Source organism: Psychrobacter sp. PL19 (assembly GCF_017875835.1).
Lineage (GTDB): Bacteria > Pseudomonadota > Gammaproteobacteria > Pseudomonadales > Moraxellaceae > Psychrobacter.
The window spans coordinates 2,823,652-2,849,566 of sequence record NZ_JAGING010000001.1; the positions used below are offsets into that span (position 1 = coordinate 2,823,652).

Annotated in this window: 21 protein-coding genes and 1 other RNA gene; 10 read left to right on the plus strand and 12 right to left on the minus strand. The window is 44.0% G+C overall.

Features of this window, described 5'->3' with window-relative positions; all coding sequences use genetic code 11:
- Positions 1-212: 212 nt before the first annotated feature.
- Together H4W00_RS11145 and H4W00_RS11150 are read right to left on the minus strand one after the other, a co-directional pair.
- Positions 213-617: a hypothetical protein gene (locus tag H4W00_RS11145; protein ID WP_209958232.1), complete on the minus strand. Its 405-nt coding sequence runs from the start codon at positions 615-617 to the stop codon at positions 213-215.
- Positions 618-898: 281 nt separating this feature from the next.
- Entirely contained in the window at positions 899-2,116 is a 1,218-nt protein-coding gene (locus H4W00_RS11150; protein ID WP_209958234.1) for a phosphoglycerate kinase, read from the minus strand.
- A 487-nt stretch (positions 2,117-2,603) separates the two neighbouring features.
- On the opposite strand from H4W00_RS11150, the gene H4W00_RS11155 reads away from it, so the two are divergent.
- Positions 2,604-2,933, plus strand: a complete 330-nt coding sequence (locus H4W00_RS11155) for a TraR/DksA family transcriptional regulator (RefSeq protein WP_209958235.1) — start codon at positions 2,604-2,606, stop codon at positions 2,931-2,933.
- A 289-nt stretch (positions 2,934-3,222) separates the two neighbouring features.
- On the opposite strand, the gene H4W00_RS11160 is transcribed toward H4W00_RS11155, so the two are convergent.
- Both H4W00_RS11160 and H4W00_RS11165 read right to left on the minus strand, forming a co-directional pair.
- Positions 3,223-3,915 carry a thiamine phosphate synthase gene (locus H4W00_RS11160; protein WP_209958237.1) on the minus strand — a complete coding sequence of 231 codons (693 nt, stop codon included), beginning with the start codon at positions 3,913-3,915 and terminating at the stop codon, positions 3,223-3,225.
- Between the two features lie 122 nt (positions 3,916-4,037).
- Positions 4,038-5,141, minus strand: a complete 1,104-nt coding sequence (locus tag H4W00_RS11165) for a D-alanyl-D-alanine carboxypeptidase family protein (RefSeq protein ID WP_209958239.1) — start codon at positions 5,139-5,141, stop codon at positions 4,038-4,040.
- Between the two features lie 460 nt (positions 5,142-5,601).
- Between H4W00_RS11165 and H4W00_RS11170 the strand changes: the two genes are divergently transcribed.
- The 3 genes from H4W00_RS11170 to H4W00_RS11180 all read left to right on the plus strand — a co-directional run bounded on the left by H4W00_RS11170 (position 5,602) and on the right by H4W00_RS11180 (position 9,909).
- On the plus strand, positions 5,602-6,237 hold the full coding sequence (locus H4W00_RS11170; protein WP_209958242.1) for a response regulator: 636 nt from the start codon (positions 5,602-5,604) through the stop codon (positions 6,235-6,237).
- 66 nt (positions 6,238-6,303) lie between these two features.
- Positions 6,304-8,169, plus strand: coding sequence for a sensor histidine kinase (locus tag H4W00_RS11175; protein WP_209958244.1), 1,866 nt, complete (start codon positions 6,304-6,306; stop codon positions 8,167-8,169).
- Positions 8,170-8,337: 168 nt separating this feature from the next.
- On the plus strand, positions 8,338-9,909 hold the full coding sequence (locus H4W00_RS11180; protein ID WP_209958246.1) for a sigma-54-dependent transcriptional regulator: 1,572 nt from the start codon (positions 8,338-8,340) through the stop codon (positions 9,907-9,909).
- Between the two features lie 35 nt (positions 9,910-9,944).
- On the opposite strand, the gene H4W00_RS11185 is transcribed toward H4W00_RS11180, so the two are convergent.
- Positions 9,945-11,447: a S41 family peptidase gene (locus tag H4W00_RS11185; protein ID WP_334684961.1), complete on the minus strand. Its 1,503-nt coding sequence runs from the start codon at positions 11,445-11,447 to the stop codon at positions 9,945-9,947.
- A gap of 276 nt (positions 11,448-11,723) precedes the next feature.
- Positions 11,724-13,352, minus strand: a complete 1,629-nt coding sequence (gpmI, locus tag H4W00_RS11190; RefSeq protein WP_209958252.1) for a 2,3-bisphosphoglycerate-independent phosphoglycerate mutase — start codon at positions 13,350-13,352, stop codon at positions 11,724-11,726.
- Between the two features lie 253 nt (positions 13,353-13,605).
- Here gpmI and ssrS point away from each other — a divergent pair.
- Positions 13,606-13,801: non-coding RNA, 6S RNA (gene ssrS / locus H4W00_RS11195), on the plus strand.
- Positions 13,802-14,172: 371 nt separating this feature from the next.
- Here the strand turns inward: ssrS and H4W00_RS11200 are convergent.
- Positions 14,173-14,814: an FxsA family protein gene (locus H4W00_RS11200; protein ID WP_209958254.1), complete on the minus strand. Its 642-nt coding sequence runs from the start codon at positions 14,812-14,814 to the stop codon at positions 14,173-14,175.
- A gap of 209 nt (positions 14,815-15,023) precedes the next feature.
- On the opposite strand from H4W00_RS11200, the gene ruvC reads away from it, so the two are divergent.
- A complete protein-coding gene (gene ruvC, locus H4W00_RS11205; RefSeq protein ID WP_209958257.1) occupies positions 15,024-15,608 on the plus strand; it encodes a crossover junction endodeoxyribonuclease RuvC in 585 nt (194 codons plus the stop codon).
- Between the two features lie 99 nt (positions 15,609-15,707).
- Here ruvC and H4W00_RS11210 read toward each other — a convergent pair whose 3' ends face one another.
- From H4W00_RS11210 to H4W00_RS11225, 4 genes are all read right to left on the minus strand, one after another.
- Positions 15,708-16,607 (minus strand): META domain-containing protein, encoded by a 900-nt coding sequence (locus H4W00_RS11210; protein WP_209958259.1) that lies wholly within the window; start codon positions 16,605-16,607, stop codon positions 15,708-15,710.
- A gap of 724 nt (positions 16,608-17,331) precedes the next feature.
- Entirely contained in the window at positions 17,332-17,991 is a 660-nt protein-coding gene (locus H4W00_RS11215) for a glutathione S-transferase family protein (protein WP_209958262.1), read from the minus strand.
- Between the two features lie 205 nt (positions 17,992-18,196).
- The gene (locus H4W00_RS11220; RefSeq protein ID WP_209958264.1) at positions 18,197-18,835 is read right to left on the minus strand and encodes a peroxiredoxin; all 639 of its coding nucleotides are present in this window, start codon (positions 18,833-18,835) and stop codon (positions 18,197-18,199) included.
- Positions 18,836-19,403: 568 nt separating this feature from the next.
- On the minus strand, positions 19,404-21,146 hold the full coding sequence (locus tag H4W00_RS11225; RefSeq protein ID WP_209958267.1) for a glutamine--tRNA ligase/YqeY domain fusion protein: 1,743 nt from the start codon (positions 21,144-21,146) through the stop codon (positions 19,404-19,406).
- Between the two features lie 502 nt (positions 21,147-21,648).
- Between H4W00_RS11225 and H4W00_RS11230 the strand changes: the two genes are divergently transcribed.
- Positions 21,649-22,161 carry a peptidylprolyl isomerase gene (locus H4W00_RS11230; protein ID WP_327193090.1) on the plus strand — a complete coding sequence of 171 codons (513 nt, stop codon included), beginning with the start codon at positions 21,649-21,651 and terminating at the stop codon, positions 22,159-22,161.
- Between the two features lie 60 nt (positions 22,162-22,221).
- Complete coding sequence (locus H4W00_RS11235; protein WP_209958269.1) at positions 22,222-23,073, plus strand: UDP-2,3-diacylglucosamine diphosphatase; 852 nt, start codon at positions 22,222-22,224, stop codon at positions 23,071-23,073.
- 110 nt (positions 23,074-23,183) lie between these two features.
- On the opposite strand, the gene orn is transcribed toward H4W00_RS11235, so the two are convergent.
- On the minus strand, positions 23,184-23,783 hold the full coding sequence (gene orn, locus H4W00_RS11240; protein ID WP_209958272.1) for an oligoribonuclease: 600 nt from the start codon (positions 23,781-23,783) through the stop codon (positions 23,184-23,186).
- Positions 23,784-24,017: 234 nt separating this feature from the next.
- Here orn and rsgA point away from each other — a divergent pair, with 234 nt between their 5' ends.
- The gene (gene rsgA / locus H4W00_RS11245; RefSeq protein ID WP_209958273.1) at positions 24,018-25,121 is read left to right on the plus strand and encodes a ribosome small subunit-dependent GTPase A; all 1,104 of its coding nucleotides are present in this window, start codon (positions 24,018-24,020) and stop codon (positions 25,119-25,121) included.
- A gap of 189 nt (positions 25,122-25,310) precedes the next feature.
- A complete protein-coding gene (locus H4W00_RS11250) occupies positions 25,311-25,766 on the plus strand; it encodes a rhodanese-like domain-containing protein (RefSeq protein ID WP_209958276.1) in 456 nt (151 codons plus the stop codon).
- Positions 25,767-25,915: the final 149 nt, after the last annotated feature.

Here is a 25,915-nt window from a genome sequence, read left to right on the forward strand (position 1 = left end):
TCACCAAGGCTCTTTAGATATTTTGTACGCTAATAAAATTATTACTAGGATAGTTAATAAACACTACGTGGTTTAATAAATGTTAGTGTCTACGACATATCACTATTAATTATTTTCTTAATACCACTAAAGTTACTATTTAAAACCAGTTACTATTTAAAACCAGTAAATTTTTGGAATTAGTAACTTTTGGAATTAGTAACTTTTTAGAATTAGTACTGTTGATCTGCAGGTACTTTTTCTTCTGCGTTGTTCGCTACATCAGTGGCACCCTCAGCAACAGAGTTAGCACCATTAGCGACGGCTTCAGCGGTATTGGCAACTGCAGTGTTAGCACCATCGGCAATTGCGTCGCCGGTGTTTGCAACCGCACCAGTAGCAGCCGCGCCAGCAGTTTGGGCACCATCAGCAAGCTCAGTACCAGCATCTTGTGCTGCAGCTTCAGCTTCAGCAGTAGCGGCTGCAGTGTTAGCGGCAATATCATCACCAGCTGACTCAGCAGTATCTACAGCTTCTGCGGCGGTGGCTTCTGCTTGTTCTTCAGTTTGTTGGCTGCATGCAGTGACTGCGAAGGTACCAGCAAGCACGCTAGCAAGTAACAAATGACGTTTTAACATAATAAACCTCTAGTAAATAATGCATGTCAAAATACATGGTGGCGCTATTTTATAGAGTGCAAATAAGACATGCAATAACAGTTTTTAGTATATTAACAAATAATAACGACTTAATAATAGTCGTTATATATTAGCTTTTGGATTGATAAGCTAGCTTTCTAACTATAACCCTTTCACCCTATAAGCGCTAACTATTCACCATGGTAGAGCTTTACAGCCTAACTTATATATTTAGTACAGGTTGTAAGCGTAATGTTACTGAATCAATAAGTACTGTAAAGTTACTGGTCACTCATTTGCAATGCCGCCACTGCTGGTAAGGTTTTGCCTTCTACGAACTCTAAGAACGCACCACCACCCGTTGACATATAACTGACCCCATCGGCCACTTGATACTTGTCAATCGCCGCTAGTGTATCGCCGCCACCAGCGATCGAGAAGCCCTCACTATTCTTGACTGCAGTCGCCACAATTTGAGTGCCAGCACCAAAGGCATCTACTTCAAAAACCCCAACCGGCCCATTCCATAAGATGGTTTTTGCATGAGCAATAGCCTCGGCTAATATGGCAGCACTCTGCGGTGCAATATCTAAAATCATATCATGTTCGCCGATAGCATCAACAGCTTTGACAGTGGCGGTTACCTGTTGCAAGGAGCCAATAAAGTCAGTAAAGTCAATGTCATTTTTATCAGCAACCACGACATACTCAGGCAATAAGATCTCCGTTTTTTGCATGATTTGACGGGCAGTATCAACCAAGTCTGCCTCATACAAGGAGGCGCCAACACTATGACCTTGTGCCGCTAAGAAAGTATTGGCAATGCCACCACCAACAATAATTTGCGTACAAAGCGCTGCTAGACTGTGTAAGACTTCAAGTTTAGTCGATACTTTTGAGCCCCCAACAATAGCCAGCATCGGCTGCGCTGGCGCTTCTAGGGCTTTACTTAATGCATCTAGCTCGGCGGCTAATAAAGGGCCTGCGCACACCGTTTTATCCGCTTGACGCATCGCTTGAGTAACGCCTTCCGTTGAGGCCTGCGCACGATGAGCGGTGCCAAAGGCATCCATCACAAATATGTCGCATAAATCAGCGTATAGTTGTGCGAGCACGGTATCATTGTTCTTTTCACCTTGGTTAAAGCGAACATTTTCTAACAGTACTACCTCGCCGGCCTTGATGGTTACCCCTTGAGTGAGATAATCGCGGTCAAGCGTCACTGGCTGGGTTAACTGCGCCCCTAGCTTATCTGTTAAATACTCAGCAACAGGGGCCAATGAATATTGCGCTTCGGGCGTGCCTTCAGTTGGACGACCTAAATGCGAGCAGATAATTACTGCCGCACCCTTGTCTAGCGCCATTTTAATGGACGGCAAACTGGCTTGCAAACGGGCATCACTAGTAATCTTGCCGCCTTTGATAGGTACATTTAGATCTTCGCGAATTAATACCACTTTGCCGGCTAAAACCAACTCGCTCATACGCAAAAAATTCATTACCTGCTCCTATGCTAGGTCTCAATCTATCTATTAATTTTTAATGTTTTATCTTCGTTAAGTGGTCTTTATGAATTGGTTCTTATTGTTAGCTTTTTGATGGGTAATTTTATCAAAAATATTTAGTAGCAAACAATAGCCGCTGCATTCTATCAGCTTTCTACCAAGATCCTATCAAATTGCTATCAAAGCTCTATCAAATTGCTATTAAAGCCCTATCAAATTGCTATCAAAGCTCTATAGGCAAGCTGCTATAAACTTTAGCCGTGGCTTTAAGTATAGAGGTAGCCCAATCTCAAATTCTTAAGACTATTGTTAAAACCAAAAAATCAGTTGTCGACTGTAGAGATAAATCAGCCAAAATTAATTAAAAAACCCAGTAACATTTCGTGGTGGTACTCAGTCACTACCGCCCTTATGATAGAACAGTAGACAATAACAACAATCCTTTCCACAATAATTTATTAAAAGCGATCAGGAGATCATTATGAGCGTTGACTTAGATGCTGCCAAACAGAAACTATTAACACTACAAGAAGAGTATGAGACCCGCATTGAGAAAATAAAAAATGACATTCAAAATCCGCAGGATGAGCTCAATAAAGACTGGGAAGACCAGGCAATCTCTATTCGTCAGAATGATACCCGCCAACTACTAGCAGCTGAAGCACACCAAAACCTTATTTATGTTAAAAATGCGCTAAGCATTATTGCAAACGGGACTTATGGGGAATGCGAAGTATGTGGTAAAGATATTCAGCCCCAACGTTTGGAAGCCGTCCCCTACGCCACCTTGTGTATGGATCATGCTGAATAGTTTTTAACCTTAACGCATAACCCATGCATTATAAAAACCATTGCTGCTTGCTTAAGCCAGTCACTTTTTAAATATAGTCAATGAAAAGTAATATCGATACATAACCTACTGCTGGCATACGTTTTTCTTGCTTGCTGTGCCTACGCAGACAGAGGCTGCAAAAAGCTCATACCAGCAGTGCCGTCGCGTTTTTAAGGTATTTTAGCGACAGTTACTTGCTAAACAGTCACTTTTCAAACAGTCACTTTTCAAACAGTTACTGGATTTAGAGCGTGTTGAATTTAAGATATTAAGCAGGTGATTGCCATTCGGCAAGCGCCTGCTGCCACTCTTGACAACGCTTAGTAATCCTATCAAGCGGTAAATCCATAATATCACCCACAACCGCAATATAAGTAATCGGTAAGCCTGCTAGCTGTCCGATATTCTCGGCAGTTAGACCCCCAATCACACACATATCAATGCTTTTATTAACACTGTTATCCCTACCTTGCTGACAGCCATCGATAAGCTGCGAGCGCGAGAGGGTATTGGCATTCGGTTTGGTAGTGGAGGCAAATACCGCTCCCATTGCCGCATAGCTCGCACCGTCGTCTTGCGCTGCTTTTACTAAATCCACATTACCATGACAAGTCCGTCCAATAATCGTATTGGGCATTAATTGCTGTTTTGCCTGACTAATACTGCCGTCCTGCTGTCCTAAATGTACCCCAACTCCCAGCTGAGCTGCCAATGTGAGGTCATCATTTATTACTACTGGCACGTTATATTCTGCGGCCAATGCCACAATTTTCACCGCTTCGTCATATAGCAATGTTTGTCCATTTGGCATTGCGAGTACTTGTTTGCGCCGAATCTGTAATAATCCTATCAATCCTGTGGCCAAGGCAGTCTCGAGCTTGCGGTAGAGCAACTCAAACTCGTCATCATTGGTAAGTAAATACAACTTAGGCACGGGTACTAGCGTTAGGGGTTTAGCCATATGAATATCCTCAAACTCTGAGCAAAAAAAAGACCGTTATAGCAGATAACAGCCTTTTTATTTACGTTACGACGTAATTTTTATGGGGGAAATAACATCATAAATATTTATAAAAATTTTATTTAAACTGTACGGCGAGTTGCTAAGCTACTTAAGATGTTTTTAGCATCGCCCCAACGCGTTGCTGAACTGTTAGCGCCTAGGATAACAATAATGGCTGGACGATTGTTAACCCGAGTTTCCATGACCACACAACGACCCGCTTCATTGATAAAACCTGTTTTTGAGATACCAATTGGATAGTCACCAGAACGTACTAGGCTGCTGGTATTGTTAGCTTTATAAGTGCGGTTACCGCTAGAGTTATTACCCACGAAGAAGTCATAGCTTTTGGTGGTAGAAAAACGGCGGATGACATCATAGTTGCCAGCAGCACGTACCATTTTGACCAAATCATTTGATGAAGCAACGTTACGAGCATCAAGACCGGTTGGATCACCAAAAAAAGCGCTACTCATCCCTAAATCTTGCGCTTTACGGTTCATCGCACGCATAAAGGCATCGTAGCCACCTGGATAATTACGGGCTAAGGTTTTTGCCGCAGGGTTTTCTGATTTCATTAAGGTCATTAACAGCACCTCAGCACGGTTCATGCGATCACCTGACTTCAGATTTGAGCTGGCACGCTTTGGACCCACAAAATCACTGGGCACCAGGGTAATCTCTTGGCGCATATCTTGTCCGCTATCTAATACTACCATGGCGGTCATAAGCTTAGTGATCGATGCCATAGGACGAGCAATGTCCGCATCTTTTTCGTATATCGACTTGCCAGTTTCCACATCAATCACGACTACGCTGCGCGAATCAGTGCTGATCGGTAACATATCACTGCTGCCAAAACTGCCACGATAGGTGGTGTTATAGGTATTAGTGTTATTATAACTATTACTGCTGTTGCTATTACTGCCGCTACCATAACTGTTCGCATTGGTAACATTAGTAGTACCGTAGCCATTATCGACTTTTTTGATAGCGGAACCACTGGGCGTATACATAATATTGCGTGCTTCTGACAAGCTATCAGCACCACCCCAGCTCATGCGAGCACTAGAGTTAGCTTCAGCGCTACCATTAATAGTAAGTGCCGCTTGTGCAACACTGCCCAAACTCAACGAAATCAGTGCAGCGGTTACTTGCTGTTTGGTTAATGGTAGATGCTTCATTCTTCCCCCTGCTGTCGATATCACGTCGGTTACAAATAGCTTGACGCTGATAACATACCTAGCTTGTATGAATGTGTTTGTAGAGACTCATATAGAGTATTTGTATTTTTAGTGTATCATGATTTGCATTTAAGTTTGATCCGCTGCACCAATTTCATAGCATTTTTTTGATTCTGTTCAATGTTTGCTACACTTGCTTTAGTTTCAAGCAAGATTAACTAACATTCAAGCAATATATAATAATTTTCCAGCCAAATACGCTCACAATTACCTCATCATAGTGTAAAGTCAGTAGCAGCATGGCTATTGCTTAGGTGAAGTACCAATATTTACATGGTTTGTATGAATTACAAACATTAGTTGAAGTAGATTCACTTTAATGATTCACTTTAATGATTCACTTTAATGATTCACTTTAATGACATAGCTTCCATTTTGTCAGATAGCAAAGAGTATACCTATGATTCGAGTATTAGTAGTAGATGATCATGATCTGGTGCGAATGGGCATCAGTCGTATGTTGGCTGATAGTGCTGATATTGAGGTAGTGGGCGAAGCAGACAGTGGCGACATGGCTATCAAGTTGGCCAAACAGCTGCGCCCTGATGTGGTGTTACTGGATGTCAACATGCCTAATATCGGTGGCATTGAAGCAACCAAACGCTTGGTACAACTGGATATGGGCATTAAGATTTTGGCAGTAAGTAGTATGTCCGCACAGCCTTATCCATCGATGCTCCTCAAAGCGGGCGTTAATGGTTACATCACCAAGGGTACCCCACTGGATGAGATGTTAATAGCCGTCAAAAAAGTCTATCAAGGCGGGCGTTATTTTAGTCAGGACGTGGCCGAGCAGCTGGCCGAAGTGCTGTTATCAGATAATGCCACCTCCCCTTTTGATTTATTAAGTGATCGCGAAAAACAGGTCGCGTTGATGGTGGTTAATTGTCAAAGCCCACAGGAAATTGCGGATCAATTATTTGTCAGTGTCAAAACCATTAACACTTATCGCTACCGTATTTATGAAAAGGTCAATGTCGATAGTGATGTGAAATTGACTCATTTAGCGATACGTCATGGCTTAATCCAACCGTAAACTAAATTCCTAATACTTAGGGCGTGTTGAACACTTGGTAGGTATCCTTATTGTTTGAGTCAATTTATGAAAGTCGCTGTAAAAACCATCACGGCCCTTACCACCTATTTGCAACAAGTTAATACCTTGCCCGCATCGCAGTTACGCCGGATTGGGTTAATTTATAGCAGTTATCGGTTTATCATCAGCATCTTTTTTATGTTGACGGTGTATGTCACCACCAACAATGATGGCAGTTTGCTACTGCCGAGCTTATTGCAGCAAACCGTGCTTAGTTTTTATGTATTACTCAGCTTAATTATGCTGGGGTTGTTTTATGTGGCTACCAAACAGTTACGGCGGCAGCTCGCTTTTGGACTGGCGCTAGATGTCATTATATTAAGTCTACTGCTTTATACCAAGGGCGCGCCTGATCTACAGCTCACTATGCTGTACATGGTAGTAGTAGCGGCGAGCTTTATGATGCTACACAGCTCACAAGCGCTAGTTATCACCCTGCTCGCCATTATCTTTGTCATTTATCAGCAGTTTTTTTATGCTATCGCCAATAGCATGAGTTTGTCCAACTTAGGTGATGCATTGCTGATGTCAGCAAGCTTTTTGGCAGTGGGATTTTTAAGCTGGTCTATCTCGCAGCGCTTGGTACACGCTGAAAGGGTGGCTGCACACCACGCTAAAGAGGTCGCGCGACTTCATGACCTCAACCAAGAAGTCATCAGTCAAATGGTCAATGGGGTCATAGTAATCGATAGACAACAGATCATCTTAGCAAACCTTGCCACCTACCAACTACTGAGCATCCCTAAACACTTACTGCTGTCGCTGCCTGACGCTGCTAGCGAGATACTTACCAAAACAGTAGCCGATTCTGATATCTACCCTACTGTTCAGGACAAGTCGGCACAAAATCAGAATGACGATCAACAAACAGATACTGACAGCAGTCTATTATCTGCCTTTCAACAACAGCTCGCTGAGCAGCATCCTCAACTGCTTGACGGCTGCTTGTCAGTCGCAATTGGTCAATCACGTACCTTTACTTATGAGTTACCCGCGGCGGCCAGCGCTTCAGTAGTCGGTAAACTGCGCGTACAGATCATCCCTTTGAAGGATTACAGCCAGCTGGTGATATTAGAAGATTTGCGCCGTGAACAGGCCAGCGCTCAGCAATTAAAATTAGCGTCACTTGGACAGTTAACCGCCAGTATTGCTCATGAAATAAGGAATCCTCTAGCGGCCATTTCCCAAGCCAGTCAGCTATTAATGGAAGAGGTCGTAGAAAGGGTTACAGATAATAATATTGCTTCTGATACTACAAGTGGCAACATCAATGCAGCAGCCCGTGATGCTCATGCTGATAGCAATCATACTAGTGAGCTAACTGGCAACCATGAGCTTTATAAAATGATCTTTGCCCAAACTAAGCGGGTCAATCATATTATTGAGAATGTGTTAAAGCTATCTCGGCAGCAGATGCCTAAGCAACAAACCCTAGTGCTGGCTGAGTGGATACCACTATTCTTGGATAATTATTTTCGAGACCACGACGTTTTCTTACGCATGCACACACAACCAATCATACTGTTTGATACCCACCAGTTAGAGCAGATTTTAATCAACCTAATTAACAATGGCTTACGCCATAGTAGCTACGCTCACCCTCATGCTTATGTAGAAATCGAGATTTATTGTGCTGAGAACGATGTTATAGTTGACGTGTTAGATAATGGCACTGGTGTTAGCACTGCTAATTTGCTGCATTTATTCAATCCATTTTTTACTACCGGTAAGTCGGGGACAGGTTTAGGACTGTATTTATCTCAATCATTTTGTGAGGCCAATCAAGCCCGCCTACTTTATGTTCCTGAGCATAAAAAGACCTGCTTTCGCTTAGTGGCGCCTGCTGCTGATACTGCAGCCATTAATAACTAATGCTCACTAATTTTTTAACCAGCAGTACCGTCGCGTTTTTAAGGTATTTTAACTATAGAGCACTTATTTGAATAGAGCACTCATATAGATATATGATTCATTCAATACGAAAGAGCATCACTTGATAAAAGAACGTCACTTGTAGCAATGAACACACTGAGGTTATGTATGACAAAAACTGCGCTAGTCGTCGATGATGAAGTGGATTTATGCCGGCTGATGCAAATTACCCTAACCAAGATGGGTATTAAAAGCGACGTGGCTTACACTTTATCGCAAGCAAAATCATACTGGCAAGACAATCATTATGACTTTTGTTTGACCGATTTAAAGCTGCCTGATGGTTCAGGGCTGGAGTTGGTCAAGCAGATTAGTAACAGCTCTAGCACCCCAGTAGCCGTCATTACTGCCTATGGCAATATGGATTTGGCTATTGAGGCGCTAAAACTTGGCGCGTTTGACTTCGTCAATAAACCACTCGAACTCCCCCGTTTACGCCAGTTGGTCGAAAATGCTCTTAAGGTTATCCATCAAGATTATAGTACAGAAGTACCTACTGAAGGATCACCTGAACAGCAGATGCTAGACAGCCGTCTGATCGGTGATTCGGCAGTCATGCAAACCCTTAAACACACTATTTTGAAACTAGCACGCTCACAAGCGCCGGTATTTTTATCTGGTGCTTCAGGGACCGGTAAAGAGGTGGTAGCGAGATTGATTCATGATTTGAGTCCGCGCCGAGACGGCAATTTTGTACCGGTGAACTGTGGTGCAATACCTACGGAATTGATGGAATCAGAGTTTTTTGGTCATAAAAAAGGCAGCTTTACCGGTGCCTTTGCGGACAAACAAGGTTTGTTTCAGCAGGCCAATGGCGGTACTTTATTCTTGGATGAAGTTGCAGACTTGCCACTGGCAATGCAGGTTAAACTGCTGCGCGCTATTCAAGAAAAAACCGTACGAGCTATTGGCGACACAAAAGAGGTGCCAGTAGATACTCGTATCCTGTCAGCGACTCATAAAGACTTAAATCAACTGGTACAAGAGGGTACATTCCGACAAGATTTGTACTACCGTATCAACGTTATTGAGCTTAAGCTGCCCACTCTTAATGCCCGTCGTGAGGATATTCCAGTCTTAGCCCAACATTTTTTGGCGCTCATTACTGAAGAATGGCAACTTGGTACGCCGCCGTCGTTAACGGCAGACGCTTGCCTGCGATTACAGAATCATGGGTTTGCTGGTAATGTCCGCGAGCTGCGTAATGTCCTTGAGCGCGCAGTGACGCTAGCTGAAACCTCAACGATTGATATCAGTCACCTAGGGCTACCTGAGCTTAGCATCGATTATGAGACCACAAGGCATGGTGAAAAGACGATTGCCGATAATCATACTGCTGCGATCTCTAAAGTTCAGAGCTCGGCGGCTGGTCCAGCAAAGCCCTCTGAGCATTTAACTGACTCATTTGAACAAAGACCAGCGGCTAGCGCTATTGTTCGAACGGAAGATAATCCACAGGTAGTAGGCAGCTCTGACAGCGAATTATCGTTTGACGGTGAGTTACCCCTAAAAGGCTTGGCAGCGTACTTACAGGACCAAGAAAAACATCTGATTATTACGGCGCTTAAACAGACTGACTGGAATAAGACCCAAGCAGCAGAGCTGCTAGGCACCACTTTTCGCTCCTTACGCTATCGGATGAAAAAGCTTGATATCGCTGAAGATCAACATGGTAAGTAGTTTTGAGTGTACCGATTGTGAATATAGGGATGGTTTTATTTTAACGGGTCTTGTCGCACGAAACGAAGTCCCGAAGACTGCACTTGTTGGCGAAGTAAATTGAGCGCTTGCTGCTCCCAGGTACTCTCATTACCCGATAAGCGCACATCGGGCTGCACGCCAATTTTATCTATTTTTTTGCCAGCGGCAGTCAGATAGTTGGCGACGGTAAGCTTAACAGCCTGCTCATCATTGAGCGGTATTACCGACTGTACCGAGCCTTTACCATAACTGATCTCGCCTACGATAGTCGCCCGCTTTTGTGCCTGTAAGCTACTTGCCAGCACTTCAGCGGCTGATGCCGAATAGCGATTTTGTAGGACGACAACTGGCAATGGTTTAAGTACTGCAGTGCCTTGGGTCGACAAGGTACGCGGGGCGCTTTGGCGACCTTTTACTTGCACTACATCGGTATCGGTCATAAATAAGCTGGCTACTTTTACGGCTGAAGTCAGTACACCACCAGGATTGTCACGCATATCTAGCAAGATACCAGTAACGGGCGCATCTAAGCCAATCAAGCTTTGTAAGATTTGCTCGCGACTGTTATTTTGAAAGGCCGGTAGCCTAATAATGGCAACACCATCAATCAGTTGGGTTTCGATAGCCTGAGGATGAGCATTGTTGCGTTGTAAGGTAGTGGTACGTTTGCGGCGACCTGCTTTTGAGACCACCACATCCACTTGCGTGCCTGCAATACCGGTCAGCAGCTGCTTGATATCATTAGATTGCTTATTTTCATCTAGCTTAAAGTCATCGATTTGATGCAAATAATCACCAATAGCAATGCCTTTTTTATCAGCAGGCGAGTCAGTAATCACCTCGGTAATGACCCAGTAACCTCTCTTCGGTTGATACGTGGCTGTCAATCCGATATCACCCACATCCCCTTGAGTAAAAGCCCGTAGGTTTTCATAGGCCTCGGCATCTAAAAACTCAGCATGACTGTCAAGCTTGGTCAACATGCCACTCATGGCATTTATAAACAGTTCCTCATCGTTGACCGCCTCAACATATTCACGCCGTACTAGATCCACAACAGCAACAAAGGTCTTTAAAGTCTCAGGTGCAATAGCATTTAAAGAAACCTCGGCAACTTCGGCGGGAATATCCGTAGTTATCTCGTTTGAATCGTTATAGTCTGAGTCGATATCTAGAGCGCTGGCATCAGGTACATTGTCTATCCAGTCATCAGCTTGATCGGCTTGATCGGCTTGATCAGCAGCATCCAACATATCGTCTACCTCAGATAAGTCATCAGTACCATTCTCTACTGCCACTGCATCATCTTTTAAACTAATAAGCTGTATGCCTGCTGTAGGACTACTGACACTGGTATCGACAGGTACGGTAACGGCCGCCTGAGTAGCCGCTTGTGCGGATAGACTGACGCTACCTAAACCGACGAGACCAATCATAAGCGCAGACTTAACGTTGACAGGCTTGATAGAGGTTGACATCACTGGGTTTGTTGGTCGTTTAAAAGCGGATAGACGCATAGAAGGACTCATCTAAAATAAGGAAGTACGCAGGGTGGCTATTATAATACTATAATATTATGCTCAAATAATACCTTGTAAGATAGCATTAACAGCGCGCTAAAAACTAGGACTGTATTGCAAGTGCGCGTCTTGCCCACGAAAATATGGACCTATAAAAAAGGGAGGGATAATAGTTACCCTTCCCTTTTTTATAGGCGTGTCGCAGTTAGAAAAACTGTCATTCCTTTGTCATTCCTTTGTCATTCCTTTGTCATTCCTTTGTCAATCTTATGGTTATAATGCTGGAATCAGTAAATTTTCTCCAGTCATCTCAGTAGGTGGCTCAATACTCATAAGTGCCAAAATGGTAGGGGCCACATCGCTAAGCTTACCGCCACTACGTACCTTCACCTTTTGCTCTCCGATATAAATCAAGGGCACATGCTCGGTGGTATGCTGGGTATGTACTTGCCCGCTATCGTAATCTTGCATTTGCTCACAGTTGCCATGATCAGCGGTAATTATCATATTGCCATCCGCCGCGCGTACAGCGGACTCAATACGACCTACGCAGGTATCTAACACTTCTACAGCTTGTACAGCGGCATCAAAAATACCCGTATGCCCAACCATGTCGCCATTGGCATAATTCACGATCAATACGTCATATTTGCCTGATTCAATCGCTGCTACTAGCTTATCAGTAACCTCATGAGCACTCATTTCGGGCTGCAAGTCATAAGTCGCCACATCAGGGGACGGTATTAAGATACGCGCCTCTCCCTCATATTCTGCTTCACGACCACCACTAAAAAAGAAGGTCACGTGAGCGTACTTTTCAGTCTCAGCGATACGCAGCTGGGTTTTGCCTTTGTCCTGCAAAAATTCGCCCAGCGTATTGGTTAATGGTGCTGGATAATAAGCAATACTAGTCTTGGCATTGTCCGCTAACACGTCTGAATATCGGGTCAGCATGACAAAGGCGGCAAGCTTCGGACGTTTGTGACGGGCAAAGCCTGAAAACTCATGGTCTGGCAATACAAATGCTTGTGCCAACTCGCGGGCTCGGTCAGCACGGAAATTCATAAAGATTAACGCATCATTATCATCAACGGTAAACGGCGTTTCGTCACGTCCAATAACGACAGTAGGGCTGATAAACTCGTCGGTCTCGCGCGCTTTATAAGCGGCTTGTACCGCTCCGTCTGCACGGGTTGCCAAGCGATCGGCTTTACCTTCGGTAATTAACTCATAAGCTTTTTGCACTCGGTCCCAGCGGTTATCCCGATCCATCGCATAGTAACGGCCGATGATACTGGCAATTTGTACCCGACCGTCATAGTGGGCATTGAGTTTATTAAGATACTCACGTAAACGATTGATATATCTGTCAGCAGACTTGGGCGGGGTATCGCGGCCATCTAAAAAGCAATGAACAAAAACTTTTTTTGCGCCATGCACTAACGCGGAATGACACATGGCTTCAATATGATCTTGGTGCGAATGGACGCCGCCATCAGACAATAGACCCATGATATGCACATTGCCGCCCCGCTCATTAGCGGCGGTCACGGCGCCAACTAACGCTTCGTTTTTATAAAACTCACGATCAGCGACCTCGCTTGAGATCCGAGTTGAATCTTGGTAAAGGACTCGGCCTGCCCCTAGGTTCATATGCCCAACTTCCGAGTTACCAAACTGCCCTTCTGGCAAACCAACATCTTGCCCTGACGCTGATATTAGTCCATGAGGATATTGTTGGTAAATTTTATCTAAATTTGGCATATTAGCGGCAGCGACGGCATTGTCTTTCTCATCTTCACGATGCCCAAAGCCATCTAAGATCATTAAGACATGCGGTATTTTCTTATTATTGCCCTGACTGTCTTCAATAGACTCTGATTGTTGCTGCATACTGGTCATAGATTACCGCTCCTCAAGTGGATGAACGCTTATAATGTTGTATTAGGATGTTTAAAGCCCTCTATACTACCACAAATCTCAAAATTGCCTAAAACTCGACATTTTTAGGTATTATTTCAGAAGTTATTGACCCCGTTTCTTCTGGAATAAAATTTAAAACAGCCAATTATTAGGACAGCTAAAACGATTATTAACGCAACCGACCAATCTATAAAACAGACTTGCAATCGGCTATTTCATTGGTTAAGATAGAGCTATTCTGGAGTGTTGGCTAGTGAATGTTATTTCCCTGAGCCGATAATGCTATACCTGGATGCGCTACCTATTGCTTCATTGTGTATACCTGCACCGTCCGCGGTGTCTCAGGAAACCTGCCGAGGCAATGACGTATCCGCCCTGAACTTCACGGTTCATGGGTCGCCATTTTACAGCGGCACTCCGGTTGTTATATTCAGTTGCTATTACTTATTATTTGGTTGCTTTTATCTGGTTAGATGTCCTGTTATCCACCACTGGTTGTCTCCCAAAAGCCACTTAGCAAAAATGCTGTAAGAGTAATACGACTAACCAGTAAGCCCAGTTAGCACTGCAAATTGGCACTGCAAATCAATAAATACTAAAAAGCCCTCTTTGTCATAACAAAGAGGGCTTTTTAGTATGGCAGATTTTGTTTTGGCTTAAATCCTAGTTTAAGAGGGGCAGATCAATGATCTTCATTACTCGACTATTCGTAAATTCCGAGAGTCACTGAATTGTCTTTACTGATCCGCTTTTACAAAAAACTTCATAATATAATCGCTACTGTCTAACGACCGATCAACTACTCGTCATTAGCGGATTTAGTAATCTTCTTGACATCTTTCGGGATATTTTTGGCTGTGCCATCAACGGTGGTATGCTGTTTGAAAACATTACCAAAAGAATTTTGTTGCTGCTTATCAAACGGGTTTTGACCACCCATGCCGCCTGAACCGCCGAATGGATTCTGACCACCCATACCACCAGCGCCGCCAAATGGATTTTGGCCACCCATTTGGCCGCCCATTTGGCCACCCATCTGCTTGGCCATCATTTCCATCATTTTTTGCTGATTGTTCATGACATATTTATTGGCCACATCTTTTAGCTTCTTTTGCACAGGTGGTAATATCACTAATAATGCTAGCAGATCACTGACGACGCCTGGAATAAGCAATAAAATACCCGCGGCAGCCATAGCGACACTCTTAATCATGGTGGTCTCTGGTGGGCGCGACGACGAGTTCATCATGCCACCCGCTTTCATTTGCTGCGCCATGGGATTGAGAGTAGCCAAACCTTTGCGAATAAAAGAGACACCAATGACAGCGGCAATGATAAACCAAACAAACACCAGCCAGCCACTAACAAACTGGGCAATTAAGTACCACAGCAGCATCTCGATAATAAACCAAACAATGGCAATACCAACTATCTGACCCATAAAATGTCGTCCTATAAAATTAAAACTGAAAAAATTAAGCACTATGCAAATTAAAATATTGATCTTGTCATGTATATGGGGATGGCTTGCTATACTATCAAACTTGCAGCTTATGCTATCAAACTTACGCCCTATACTATCAAACTTACGGCGGTTTTTTAAGCTAAAAAATTATATAGAAGTAACCCGCAATACTAAAATGGAGTGTTATGGCAATTATTATTGGAATTGATCCGGGTTCACGTATGACCGGCTATGGTATCGTCCAGCAAACTGGCGATAAGCTGACGTATATTGATGCCGGTACTATTCGCACTGACACCAAAGAGATGCCTGAGCGTCTGAAGCGCATCTTTAATGGTTTGACTCGCATTACTCAGCATCACCTAAAGTACGCTGAAGAGCCTATTTATGCGGCTATCGAACAAGTATTTATGGCAGAAAACCCCGACTCTGCGCTCAAACTCGGGCAAGCGCGTGGCGCGGCCATTGCTGCTATGGTGGCCTTGGATTTAGAAGTATCAGAATATACCGCGCGGCAGATTAAACAAGCGGTTTGTGGTTATGGCGCCGCCGCTAAAGAGCAAGTGCAAGAGATGGTTTGTCGCATACTGTCGCTAGATGTAGTGCCACAACAGGATGCCGCCGACGGACTGGCTTGCGCCATCTGTCATGCACACTCCAGCCACTCTATGAATAAGCTCCTGCTCAACAGCGGTGCGCGCGGTCGCGGCGCCTCTAAGAAAAAGGGCCGCTGGCGCTTAACGGAAGAAGATTTAGGCAACTTACGTTAACAATCTGGCGTTCTTTATAAAGAGCGACGCGTGGTTTTTAGTTGAGCGGCTACTAATTTATGTCGCATTATTTATGTGACTGGCACTATTGACCCTAGCTTATTTGGCGACGGCACTTTCTATAACCGTGTCTAACACGTAGGCATATTCTTCGCCCAACGCATCCTTATCTGACCTATCGTTTGTATTCAGCTTATAACGCTGTAAACGCAATACGTCATCATGCTTTCCGTCAGGCTGATAACCATCAATATCCCCTACAAAATTAGCCCACTTGCCTTCACTGATCTTCACGCCTTGCTCATTGTAAGTAACAGACCTAACTTGCAGACACATCGCTGCACTATTATCTGTACAAGGTTTGGTCTCAGAATTCACAGCCCAAAATAAGGTCTCACCTTTACTGTGATATTTTGCTTGAGAAGTCATTTTTCCTTGCCAAACTAGGGTCGCAGAATCGCTAGTAACCTGGGTGAGCATGAGTGGTTCACCCTCAGCTAGACTTAACTGGCTTTCACCCTGCATCAATGTATTTAAGCGGTTTTCGGCCACATTTAAGTCATCGCATAGCATTTTTGTACTCATACTGTCTTCAGTCGTTATCGTCTGGCCTTGGAGCTGGTAGGCGGCGCCCATCGTATTACAGCCGACGCTGTAGCTCACCGTATCTTGACCTTGATACTCACCAAAAGTCAGGATGACTTGGTCTTTAATAGCCAGTAGTGAGGTTAACGGCTGAGCATCACTATCGGTAGCAGTGGCCAATGTCCAACGATAATGGGCCAAATTATCAATCATTTTTTGCTCGGCAGTGATGTTATCAGTGGCAGATGTGGCTTCAGCAGCCATAGCAGAGAGTACCACCTCATTGGCAGGGTCATTGGCACTGTTTCCTTCTGCCTCTGCTCCAGTAGTCGTTGAGGCATCGTTACAAGCGCTCAAAACCAAGCTGGCCGCTAGCAAACTTGGTAATAAGGCTAATTTCAAAGTCGGGGTCATAATTACACCTATCGTATTACTTATCTATTAGAGTACTTTTTTAGAGCATCTATTGGTGATAGTCGCTATTTCTAAAATACTCACCTTTAATAACCCATTCACTTTTAAAGTGGTGGTTATTAATTGGTTATTAATTGGGTATTGACTGGGTACTAATTTAGGAACTGGCTGGGGTACTGGTTTGAGAACTAGCTAGTTTGGGAACGAACTAGGGTGCCTATTTGGTCTATTATTTTTGGTCTATTATTTTTGGTCTATTATTTTTGGTCTATTATTTGACACATAGTCGGTTCAACATAAAAGAGGGTCAGTTGTAGCAAGGTAGCACTGTGCTGTTTCTAAATTAGGTTAATGATATCGCGCCGGTCAAAAACACGGAATCACCCGACCACTATAGCCTTGATGTCTATATACCTTGTAATGAAGTGTTGAGTTTCATTGCCCATATTTCTGACACGTTATTTGTAATATAGTCAATGAAAAGTAATATCGATACATAACCTACTGCTGGCATACGTTTTTCTTGCTTGCTGTGCCTAGGCAGACAGAGGCGGCAAAAAGCTGATACCAGCAGTACCGTCGCGTTTTTAAGGTATTTTAACGATAGCTACTTTTGAATTTTCTAAATGTCTATAAAAAAATATGGATAATTGCTTATAGTTGCAACTATCCACATTCTTATATCGAGCCCAGCTTAAATATTTTACAACCACTTGCACTGCTTCTAATCAACCGTTTTAGATACGGCTTTGGCCATTTTTTGGTTGCTAAAGCGCTCATGCATCATACGATAAAAACGTGCCAGATTGTCACCCTGCTTAACAGGATTTACTTTTAATAACTTACCAAAATCTAAGCTCAGATATAACACAATATCAGCAAAGCTTAGCTGATCATTTACCAAGTACTCACGATCTTGCAAAGCTGCTTCAAAATAAGCCAAGGCTTTAACCGCGCGCGCGATAGACGACGCTACGAAATCTGCTACCTGATCGACGCGCTGAGCTTTGGAGGGGTGGCCGTGCTGAAAGGCCAGCATAAGATTATACAACACTTCAAGCTCAGCAATACGGCGCATGGCACAGACTTGTGCACGCTGTATCACATCATTGCCCATAACCGAACGCTCACCATAGACGCGATCCAGATATTCACAGATAGCCTGTGAGTCATTAAGTACGGTACCGTCATCTAGCGTTAGTACGGGTACCGTTTGCATAGGATTAATTTTTGTGAAGGCTTCTGAGAGCTGTTCCTCAGCACCAAAGTCGATATCTATCACATCGATATCATCCATATTGTCAATATCGATGCCTTTTGAGGCCAATAAAATAATAGCTTTGCGTGGATTAGGTGCAGTGCGGGTTAGATATAACTTTTTCATGGCAAACTCCCTGTAAGGTTAATAAAGTAAGATTAATAAAGTAGTGATTCAGCGCTTTTATCTGACCTTGCTATCATAGCAAAACCTTATCGACTCTTGTTAGGTAAATATGTCAGACAAATAGCAAAAAGCCCCACAACCTTAAATTGTGAGGCTTTTAAATATTAGTCGTGATACTGCTTTTTTGTGCTGTACGTTATCGAGCTTACTTGTTTGGTGCAGGCGTCGTCCGTAAATAAGGCTTAATCTCTGTATGACCTTTGGGATAATTGGCTGCAATGTCTTCATTTTTGACACTGGGTGGAATGATGACGTCATCGCCTTCTTTCCAATCAACCGGGGTCGCGACGTTGTATTTATCAGACAGTTGCATGGCGTCAATCACACGTACGATTTCATCAAAGTTACGACCACAGCTGGCAGGATAAGTCAGCGTCAAACGCACTTTTTTCTTAGGGTCGATAATGAATACGCTTCTAACCGTAGCAGTATTATCAGCATTCGGATGGATCATGTCATATAGGTTTGCCACTTTGCGATCCGGATCAGCAATAATAGGGAAGTTCACGGCAGTGCCCTGAGTTTCTTCAATATCACTAACCCAGCCTTTATGATCTTCTAAGCCGTCAACTGATAGTGCGATTGACTTGGTATTGCGCTTTTGAAACTCACCGCCCAATGCGGCGGTACGGCCCAGCTCAGTAGTACATACTGGCGTATAGTCAGCAGGATGTGAGAAAAAAACGACCCAGCCATCGCCCGCCCAATCATAAAAATTGATATCGCCTTCTGTTGTGCTCGCGTCAAAATTTGGTGCGTCATCACCCAAACGTAAATGTGCCATGCTTAATTCCTTATTTATGAGTAGTTTTGAGCGCTCATGCCGACGCTAATGTCGAAGTGTGCCATTGCGCTATATTATTATCATCGCGGGTTCAGCTATTAATGACTAACTTAACTAATAACTTAACTAATAACTAAAGCCGCGTCCTTGGAAGCTCATTCCATCTTAACAAACTGGTTACCAATGTCTTGTGATGGATTGTAATGCCATTATAACACCTGCAATACTGCTATATGAGGCTGACTACTTTCAGTAAGACCTAGATATAGTCAATGAAAAGTAATATCGATATATAACGCACTGCTGGTATAATTTTTTCTTGCTTGCTGTGCCTACGCAGACAGAGGCTGCAAAAAACTTATACCAGCAGTACCGTCACGTTTTTAAGCTATTTTAACGATAGCTATTTTAACTATAGCTATTAAGGCGCTTAGCGTTTTCCATAAAAAAGCCCACCTCTAGCCTACTAGAAATGGGCGTGCTTGCAAACCACTATTGTCAGATCTTAATTTGTTAAGTCTTAAGTCTTAACTCTTAACTCATAACTCATAACTCTAAGCTGTGTCAATTAAGCTGGTTTATAGCTGTCACGTAAGCTCACGATTTGGTTAAATACCGGCTTCTCATTGCTATGCTCGAGAGCATCGCTAATAAAGTAGCCTTCACGCTCAAACTGAAAGCGTGTGCCAGCATCGGCATTGACCAATGACGGCTCAACCACTGCGTTAAGCTCAGTCAAGGAATTGGGGTTTAGCGCGCCATGAACATCGCTCACGCTACCCGGGTCTTCGACACTAAACAGCGACTGATATAAACGTACAGTAGCGGGCACGCCTTGACTGGCCGATACCCAATGAATCACACCCTTGACCTTGCGACCTTCAGGATTGTTACCTAGGGTAGTCGGATCTATGGTCGCTTTTAGCTCAATAACCTGGCCGTTTTCATCAGTAATATGCTCGCTCACTGCCAATATATAAGTATTGCGCAGACGAATTTCAGTCTTTTCGGGTGACAAACGTTTGTAACCCGCTGGTGGCTCAATTTCGTAGTCACCTTGGTCAATATAAAGCGTCTCAGTAAAGGGAATTTCACGCTCGCCCATATCGGCGACGTTCGGATGATTAGGCTGCGTTAACCACAGGGTTTTTGACTGATCGTCCCAGCGTGCATTGACACTGTCCGCTTTTTGCGACTCCCAACTACTAACCGCTTCTGCGAAGTTAGTAATGGTCACTTTTAACGGTTTTAGTACGGCCATACCGCGGGCAGTAGTGTCATCTAATGACTGACGAATACTAAACTCTAGCAGACGCATATCAACCACGCCGTCCGATTTAGCGATACCGACCCGATTACAAAAGTCGCGCAAGCCTGCAGGGGTATAACCACGGCGGCGCATGCCAGCAACCGTGGGCATACGCGGGTCATCCCAACCATCGACGATACCTTCATCGACCAATTGCTTGAGCTTACGCTTACTGGTCAAGGTATGGTCCACGTTCAAGCGGGAAAATTCATACTGATGCGGTGGCTGCTCAAAGCCGATTTTATTGACGATCCAATCATAAAACGGGCGATGATCTTCAAACTCTAAGGTACACAATGAATGGGTAATATTTTCAATGGCATCTGATAACGGATGGGCAAAATCATACATTGGATAGATGCACCATTTATCGCCGGTCTGATGATGCTCTTGATGCATGACCCGATAAATAATCGGGTCGCGCATGTTCATATTGGCATCAGACATGTCAATCTTGGCACGCAAAACCGCTTTACCTTCCGCGTATTTAGCATTTTTCATATCAGCAAACAATTGCAAGTTATCGGCAACACTGGCATCACGCTGCGGCGATGGCTTGCCGGCTTCCTTATATGAACCACGATGGTCTTTGATTTGCTCAGGCGTTTGCAAGTCTACATAGGCCTCGCCCTGCTCAATTAATTGTACCGCCCACGCATGTAGTTGGTCAAAATAGCTAGACGCATGTAACGCCTCGCCTGCCCACTCAAAGCCCAGCCAATGCAAATCTTTTTTGATATTATCGATGTAGTCCTGTTTCTCAGCCGTTGGATTGGTGTCGTCATAACGCAAATGACAAATACCATCAAACTCTTCGGCAACGCCAAAGTTTAAGCAGATAGACTTCACGTGGCCAAGGTGCAAATAACCATTGGGCTCAGGTGGAAAACGAGTGACAATCTGGTTGTATTTTTGTGCCTTAATGTCCTCACGAATTATATTACGAATAAAGTCGTTTTTTGGTTCCACTTTTTGTTCAGTATTGCTCGAGTGCTCACTCATGGGGCATTGCTCCTAACGCAAATTAATCAGGTTATAGTGCGTGCCATCACGCATCATAGAAAAATTCAAAAGTCATAAAGAAAATAAAAGTTATGACAAAGATACAGTCGGTTTACTTTACAACGGGTACAGTGTGGCTGGGATAAATTTTTGCAGTACATGCACACATAGTTAAACCAATTTAAAAAAGATACAGTGCTACTGTTATGAATTTTTCGCAGCCTCTGTCACGCTTGCGAACAGCAAGCGAGAAAAATTTATACCAGCAGCACGCTGACATAAATGTACCTATTTTATTTTGAACTGGCTATAGCGTATCTATTTTATTTGCTATTAACTATATTAATAATTTATAAGGTTGCGTTATTCTATCAGGTTTCTCAAACGCATTAACAGCCTGATACATGACAGGCGACAAAAAAGCCGTTAGACTAAGCCTAACTTTTTATCAACAACTCACCACAGTGCCATTTTAGGTACTGCAATTAGAAAGGAATACAGTATGGTAGATATGCCAGTAGTAGAACTTGACACCACTATGGGTGCAATCGTTATCGAACTTAACGAAGAAAAAGCGCCAAAAACCGTAGAAAACTTTTTAAACTACGTCAAATCTGGTCAGTATGACGGTACCATCTTTCATCGCATCATCGACGGCTTTATGATTCAAGGCGGCGGTATGGATGCTGAGATGAATGAAAAAGGCACCAATGCGCCTATTCAAAACGAAGCAGACAATGGTCTGAAAAATAACGCTGGCACGCTAGCCATGGCGCGTACCCAGGATCCACACTCAGCAACCAGCCAGTTCTTTGTCAACGTAAAAGACAATGACTTTTTAAACCATACTGGCAAAAATGCCCAAGGTTGGGGTTATACCGTCTTTGGTAAAGTCACGAGCGGTATGGACGTCATCGAAAAAATGCGCGGCGTCCCTACTGGTCGTTTCGGTATGCATGCTGATGTGCCAAAAGAAGCGGTTATCATCAACTCAGCGACCATCGTTTCTAAATAAGTAGTTTCTGAATAAGCACTTTCTAAATAAATAACCAGCCATCATTTAAGGTTATGATAAATGCAAAATTTTAATCATCTGATTACCACCCGCCCTCATGAAGTGCGGCAAGTACTCATTAGCGATTTGCATTTATCGCCTGAAGAGCCTGCCCTAGTGCAGGCTTTTTTGGCGCTGCTTGATGATTGCCTGGCCCTGCCAGCCCTTAAACGCTTGTTTATTCTAGGCGATTGGTTTGAAGTGTGGCTGGGTGATGACGCTTATTTGACTTTAGCAAAAGCAGAACAACAGGCCCATTGGCTCACGCCGCTGATTGCCAAACTCAAACAGCTACGGATAGACGGTTGCGAAATCTTAGTCATGCATGGCAATCGTGATTTTTTATTAGGTCAGCCCTTTTGTAGTCTATTCGGTGGCCAGATCATCTATGAGCCTTATAAGCTAGTCATTGGCGAGCAGAGTTACCGCTTAGAACATGGTGACGCGCTATGTACCGATGATAAAAAATATCAATTTTTTCGCAAAATAATGCGCCACCGCTTGACCCAGTGGTATCTGCTCAATAAATCACTAGAAAAACGCTTGGCTATCGCTGATAAAATGCGCCATAAAAGCCAGCAGAACAATACCACCAAAGCGTCCTATATCATGGATGTCAATGAAGTGTCAGTAAATAGAGCCGTTTACAGCTTTGACGCGCTGCTACATGGTCACACCCATCGCCCTAGGATTCATCGCAGCTCTGACGGCAAAAGCCGCTACGTGCTAGGGGATTGGCGGTTATCAGATACAGAAACACGCCAGCCAAAAGTTAGCGCGGTTATCGGTACGATTACCGCCGACATAAACGCAGACCATAATGATCCTAGCGCTGAGTTTAATTTGATTGAATTTAAATATTTGTCCAGATAAGGCCGCGACTTTAAAAACTCATAATTTAAAAACTCATAATTTAAAAAAAAGGTCTGTTGAATATTCAACAGACCTTTTTTTACAATAGCCTTTCTAACTTGACACCAGCTTTAATCCTGCGGCATTAATTTAAAGAAGTGTTGACGATAATGCTTGAGCTCACGGATAGAGTCACGAATATCATCTAGTGCTAAATGACTGCCACCCTTTTCAAAGTTTCTAAGGATATCGGGACGCCAGCGGAAGCACAGCTCTTTAATAGAAGACACATCAAGATTGCGATAATGAAAGAACTTCTCTAACTCTGGCATTTGCCGCGCCATAAAGCGGCGATCTTGGCAAATAGAATTACCACACATCGGCGACTTCCCGCTATCAACCCATTTGTTCAAAAACTTGATGGTTTCAGCTTCCGCTTCGGCCAGAGTTACGGTACTACGCCGTACACGATCAACCAAACCTGATTGACCATGCTGCTTGGTATTCCAGTCATCCATACCGTTTAACTTACGGTCGGATACCTTGATCGCAAACACTGGCCCTTCGGCTAGGACATTTAAATCTTCATCGGTCACCACGGTGGCAATCTCAATAATCTCATCGTTCAGGGTGTCGAGTCCGGTCATTTCTAAATCAATCCATACCAGCCCTTTTTTACCTTGGTTCTTAATTCTAATCTTGTTGGGGTGGTCGCTGGTACTGGTACTCATAAGGTGTCCTATAATTGATAACTTAATCAGTCGTTTTTCAAGCCAGGTTGCATTCATTAGGCTTTTAATGCGGTCTTAATACAGTCAATGGTCTAAAAAGTAGCCTGCCATAGGTCTCAGCATTGATCAAGACCAAAGCGTTACAAAACCACTGTCAGGCGCGTGCGCTTTAAGCTGTATGTTAGCAAATTTTCACGCTACACTTAGCAATATTTTTATAATAGGTCACCACCCATGGCATTAATCCGGCAACGCAAACTGACCAAACAGCAGATTCGTCGCATCGATAAACAACAGCTGTCCAATCAAGACAGCATTGACGACAGCTTAATGGATGGCGTAGTCATGGCGCATTATGGTAAGCAGTTAGAAGTACAGGTGACCAGCTTGCCCGCTTTTATAGCGGTGCAACCTGAGATTGCACCCGATGATCCTGAGCCATTTTGGCAAGCGTTGGCCTTAGGAGATATTTGGCGCTGTCATGTGCGCACCAACCTACCGATGCTCGCAGCCGGCGATCAAGTACGCTGGAATGCCGATTCTAATACTGGCTTTGGCCGCATTGAGTCGGTAAAGCCGCGTACGTCTCTAGTATCGCGTCCTGACCGCTATCATAAGCTCAAGCCAGTAGCGGCTAATGTCGATATTCTAGCGATCGTTTTTGCACCGCTGCCCGCGGCTGCGCCAAGCTTAATCGATCGTTATTTGGTGGTCTGCCACCATGCCGGTATCAAGCCGCTATTGGTGTTAAACAAAGCAGACTTATTAGCAGAAAATGACGATGCCAATACCAATGAATTACTGACCCAGTATGCGGCGCTGGGTTATGAAAGCGTGCTGACCTCTGTTGATTGTCCTGAAAACGTCGCTGATAGTAACGACCAACAAGGTCTGAGTGAACTGAAACGTTATATCGATAACAAGTTAGTCATTTTCGCCGGTCAATCGGGAGTCGGAAAAAGCAGCTTAATCAATGCGCTACTGCCTGAGTCTGCACAAAGCGTCAATATTATCTCGGAGAACTCGCAGCTCGGTCAACACACCACCACTACCAGCCGGTTATTGCCCTTTAATCCGGATGACCTGACCCAAGGTGGCATCGTTGATACCCCCGGCATTCGCGAGTACGGTATTTGGCATTTGACCCCTGATGATATTATCTCCGGCTTTATTGAGCTGGCCCCGTTATCTGGTGACTGTCAGTTCCGTGATTGCCGCCACACTCATAACAGTAAAGGCTGCGCGTTATGGCAAGCGGTTGCTGATGGCAAGGTGCTACAGCGCCGCGTTGAAAACCTCATCACTTTGCGGATCGAGGCCGATACTAAGCCCTACTAGCCCAAGAGTTAGAATACCTTAAAAACGCGACGGTACCGCTGGTATAAGCTTTTTGCCTCAGCGATCAAATACAGTCGGTGGTTATCGCACGTTTACTATAGAGGACCTAATCGGTATAATAGCGCCTTGTTCGGTATCATTGGGCTGTATTCGCAGCTCAATAGAACGCTTATTTTTTGGAGGTATGGTTTGGATCGTGCGCTTGGATTTGTGGGCAACCACCCGTTTTTATTTGGCCTTTTAGCAGTACTTGCCGTACTGTTTTTTGCTATTGAAAACAAACGTAGCGGCAAAAAAGTGTCGCCCAATACACTAGGCATGATGGTCAACTCCCAAAATGCGCAACTTATCGATATTCGCCCTAAGAAGAAGTTTACGGCTGGCTATATCCAAGGCAGTCGCAATATTCCTTTCACCCAGCTGAAAGAAAGCCTAGAAGAAGTGCGTGCGATTGAGTCGCCAGTGATTATCATCTGCGATGTGGGCGTGCAAGCAGGTGCGGCGGTACAGATGATTGGCAAAGACAATATCTATCGTCTAGAAGGTGGGGTCGGTGGCTGGCAAGGTGCCGGTATGCCCTTGGTTGGCATCAAGGACGCCCAGACCAAAAATAAAGGCAAAGCGAAACCAAGCTTACGTAAATAACTGGCTTGTGTTATGGCTGATTAATTTAAAAAAGACACGACCTAATGGCGTGTCTTTTTTTGTGGCGAGTCTCTTATCTTTGGCTTGTGTTACTTTTCGCAAGTTTAAGGGCTGCTGGCTTGAATTTGGCCCTCCCATCCCCACTTTGG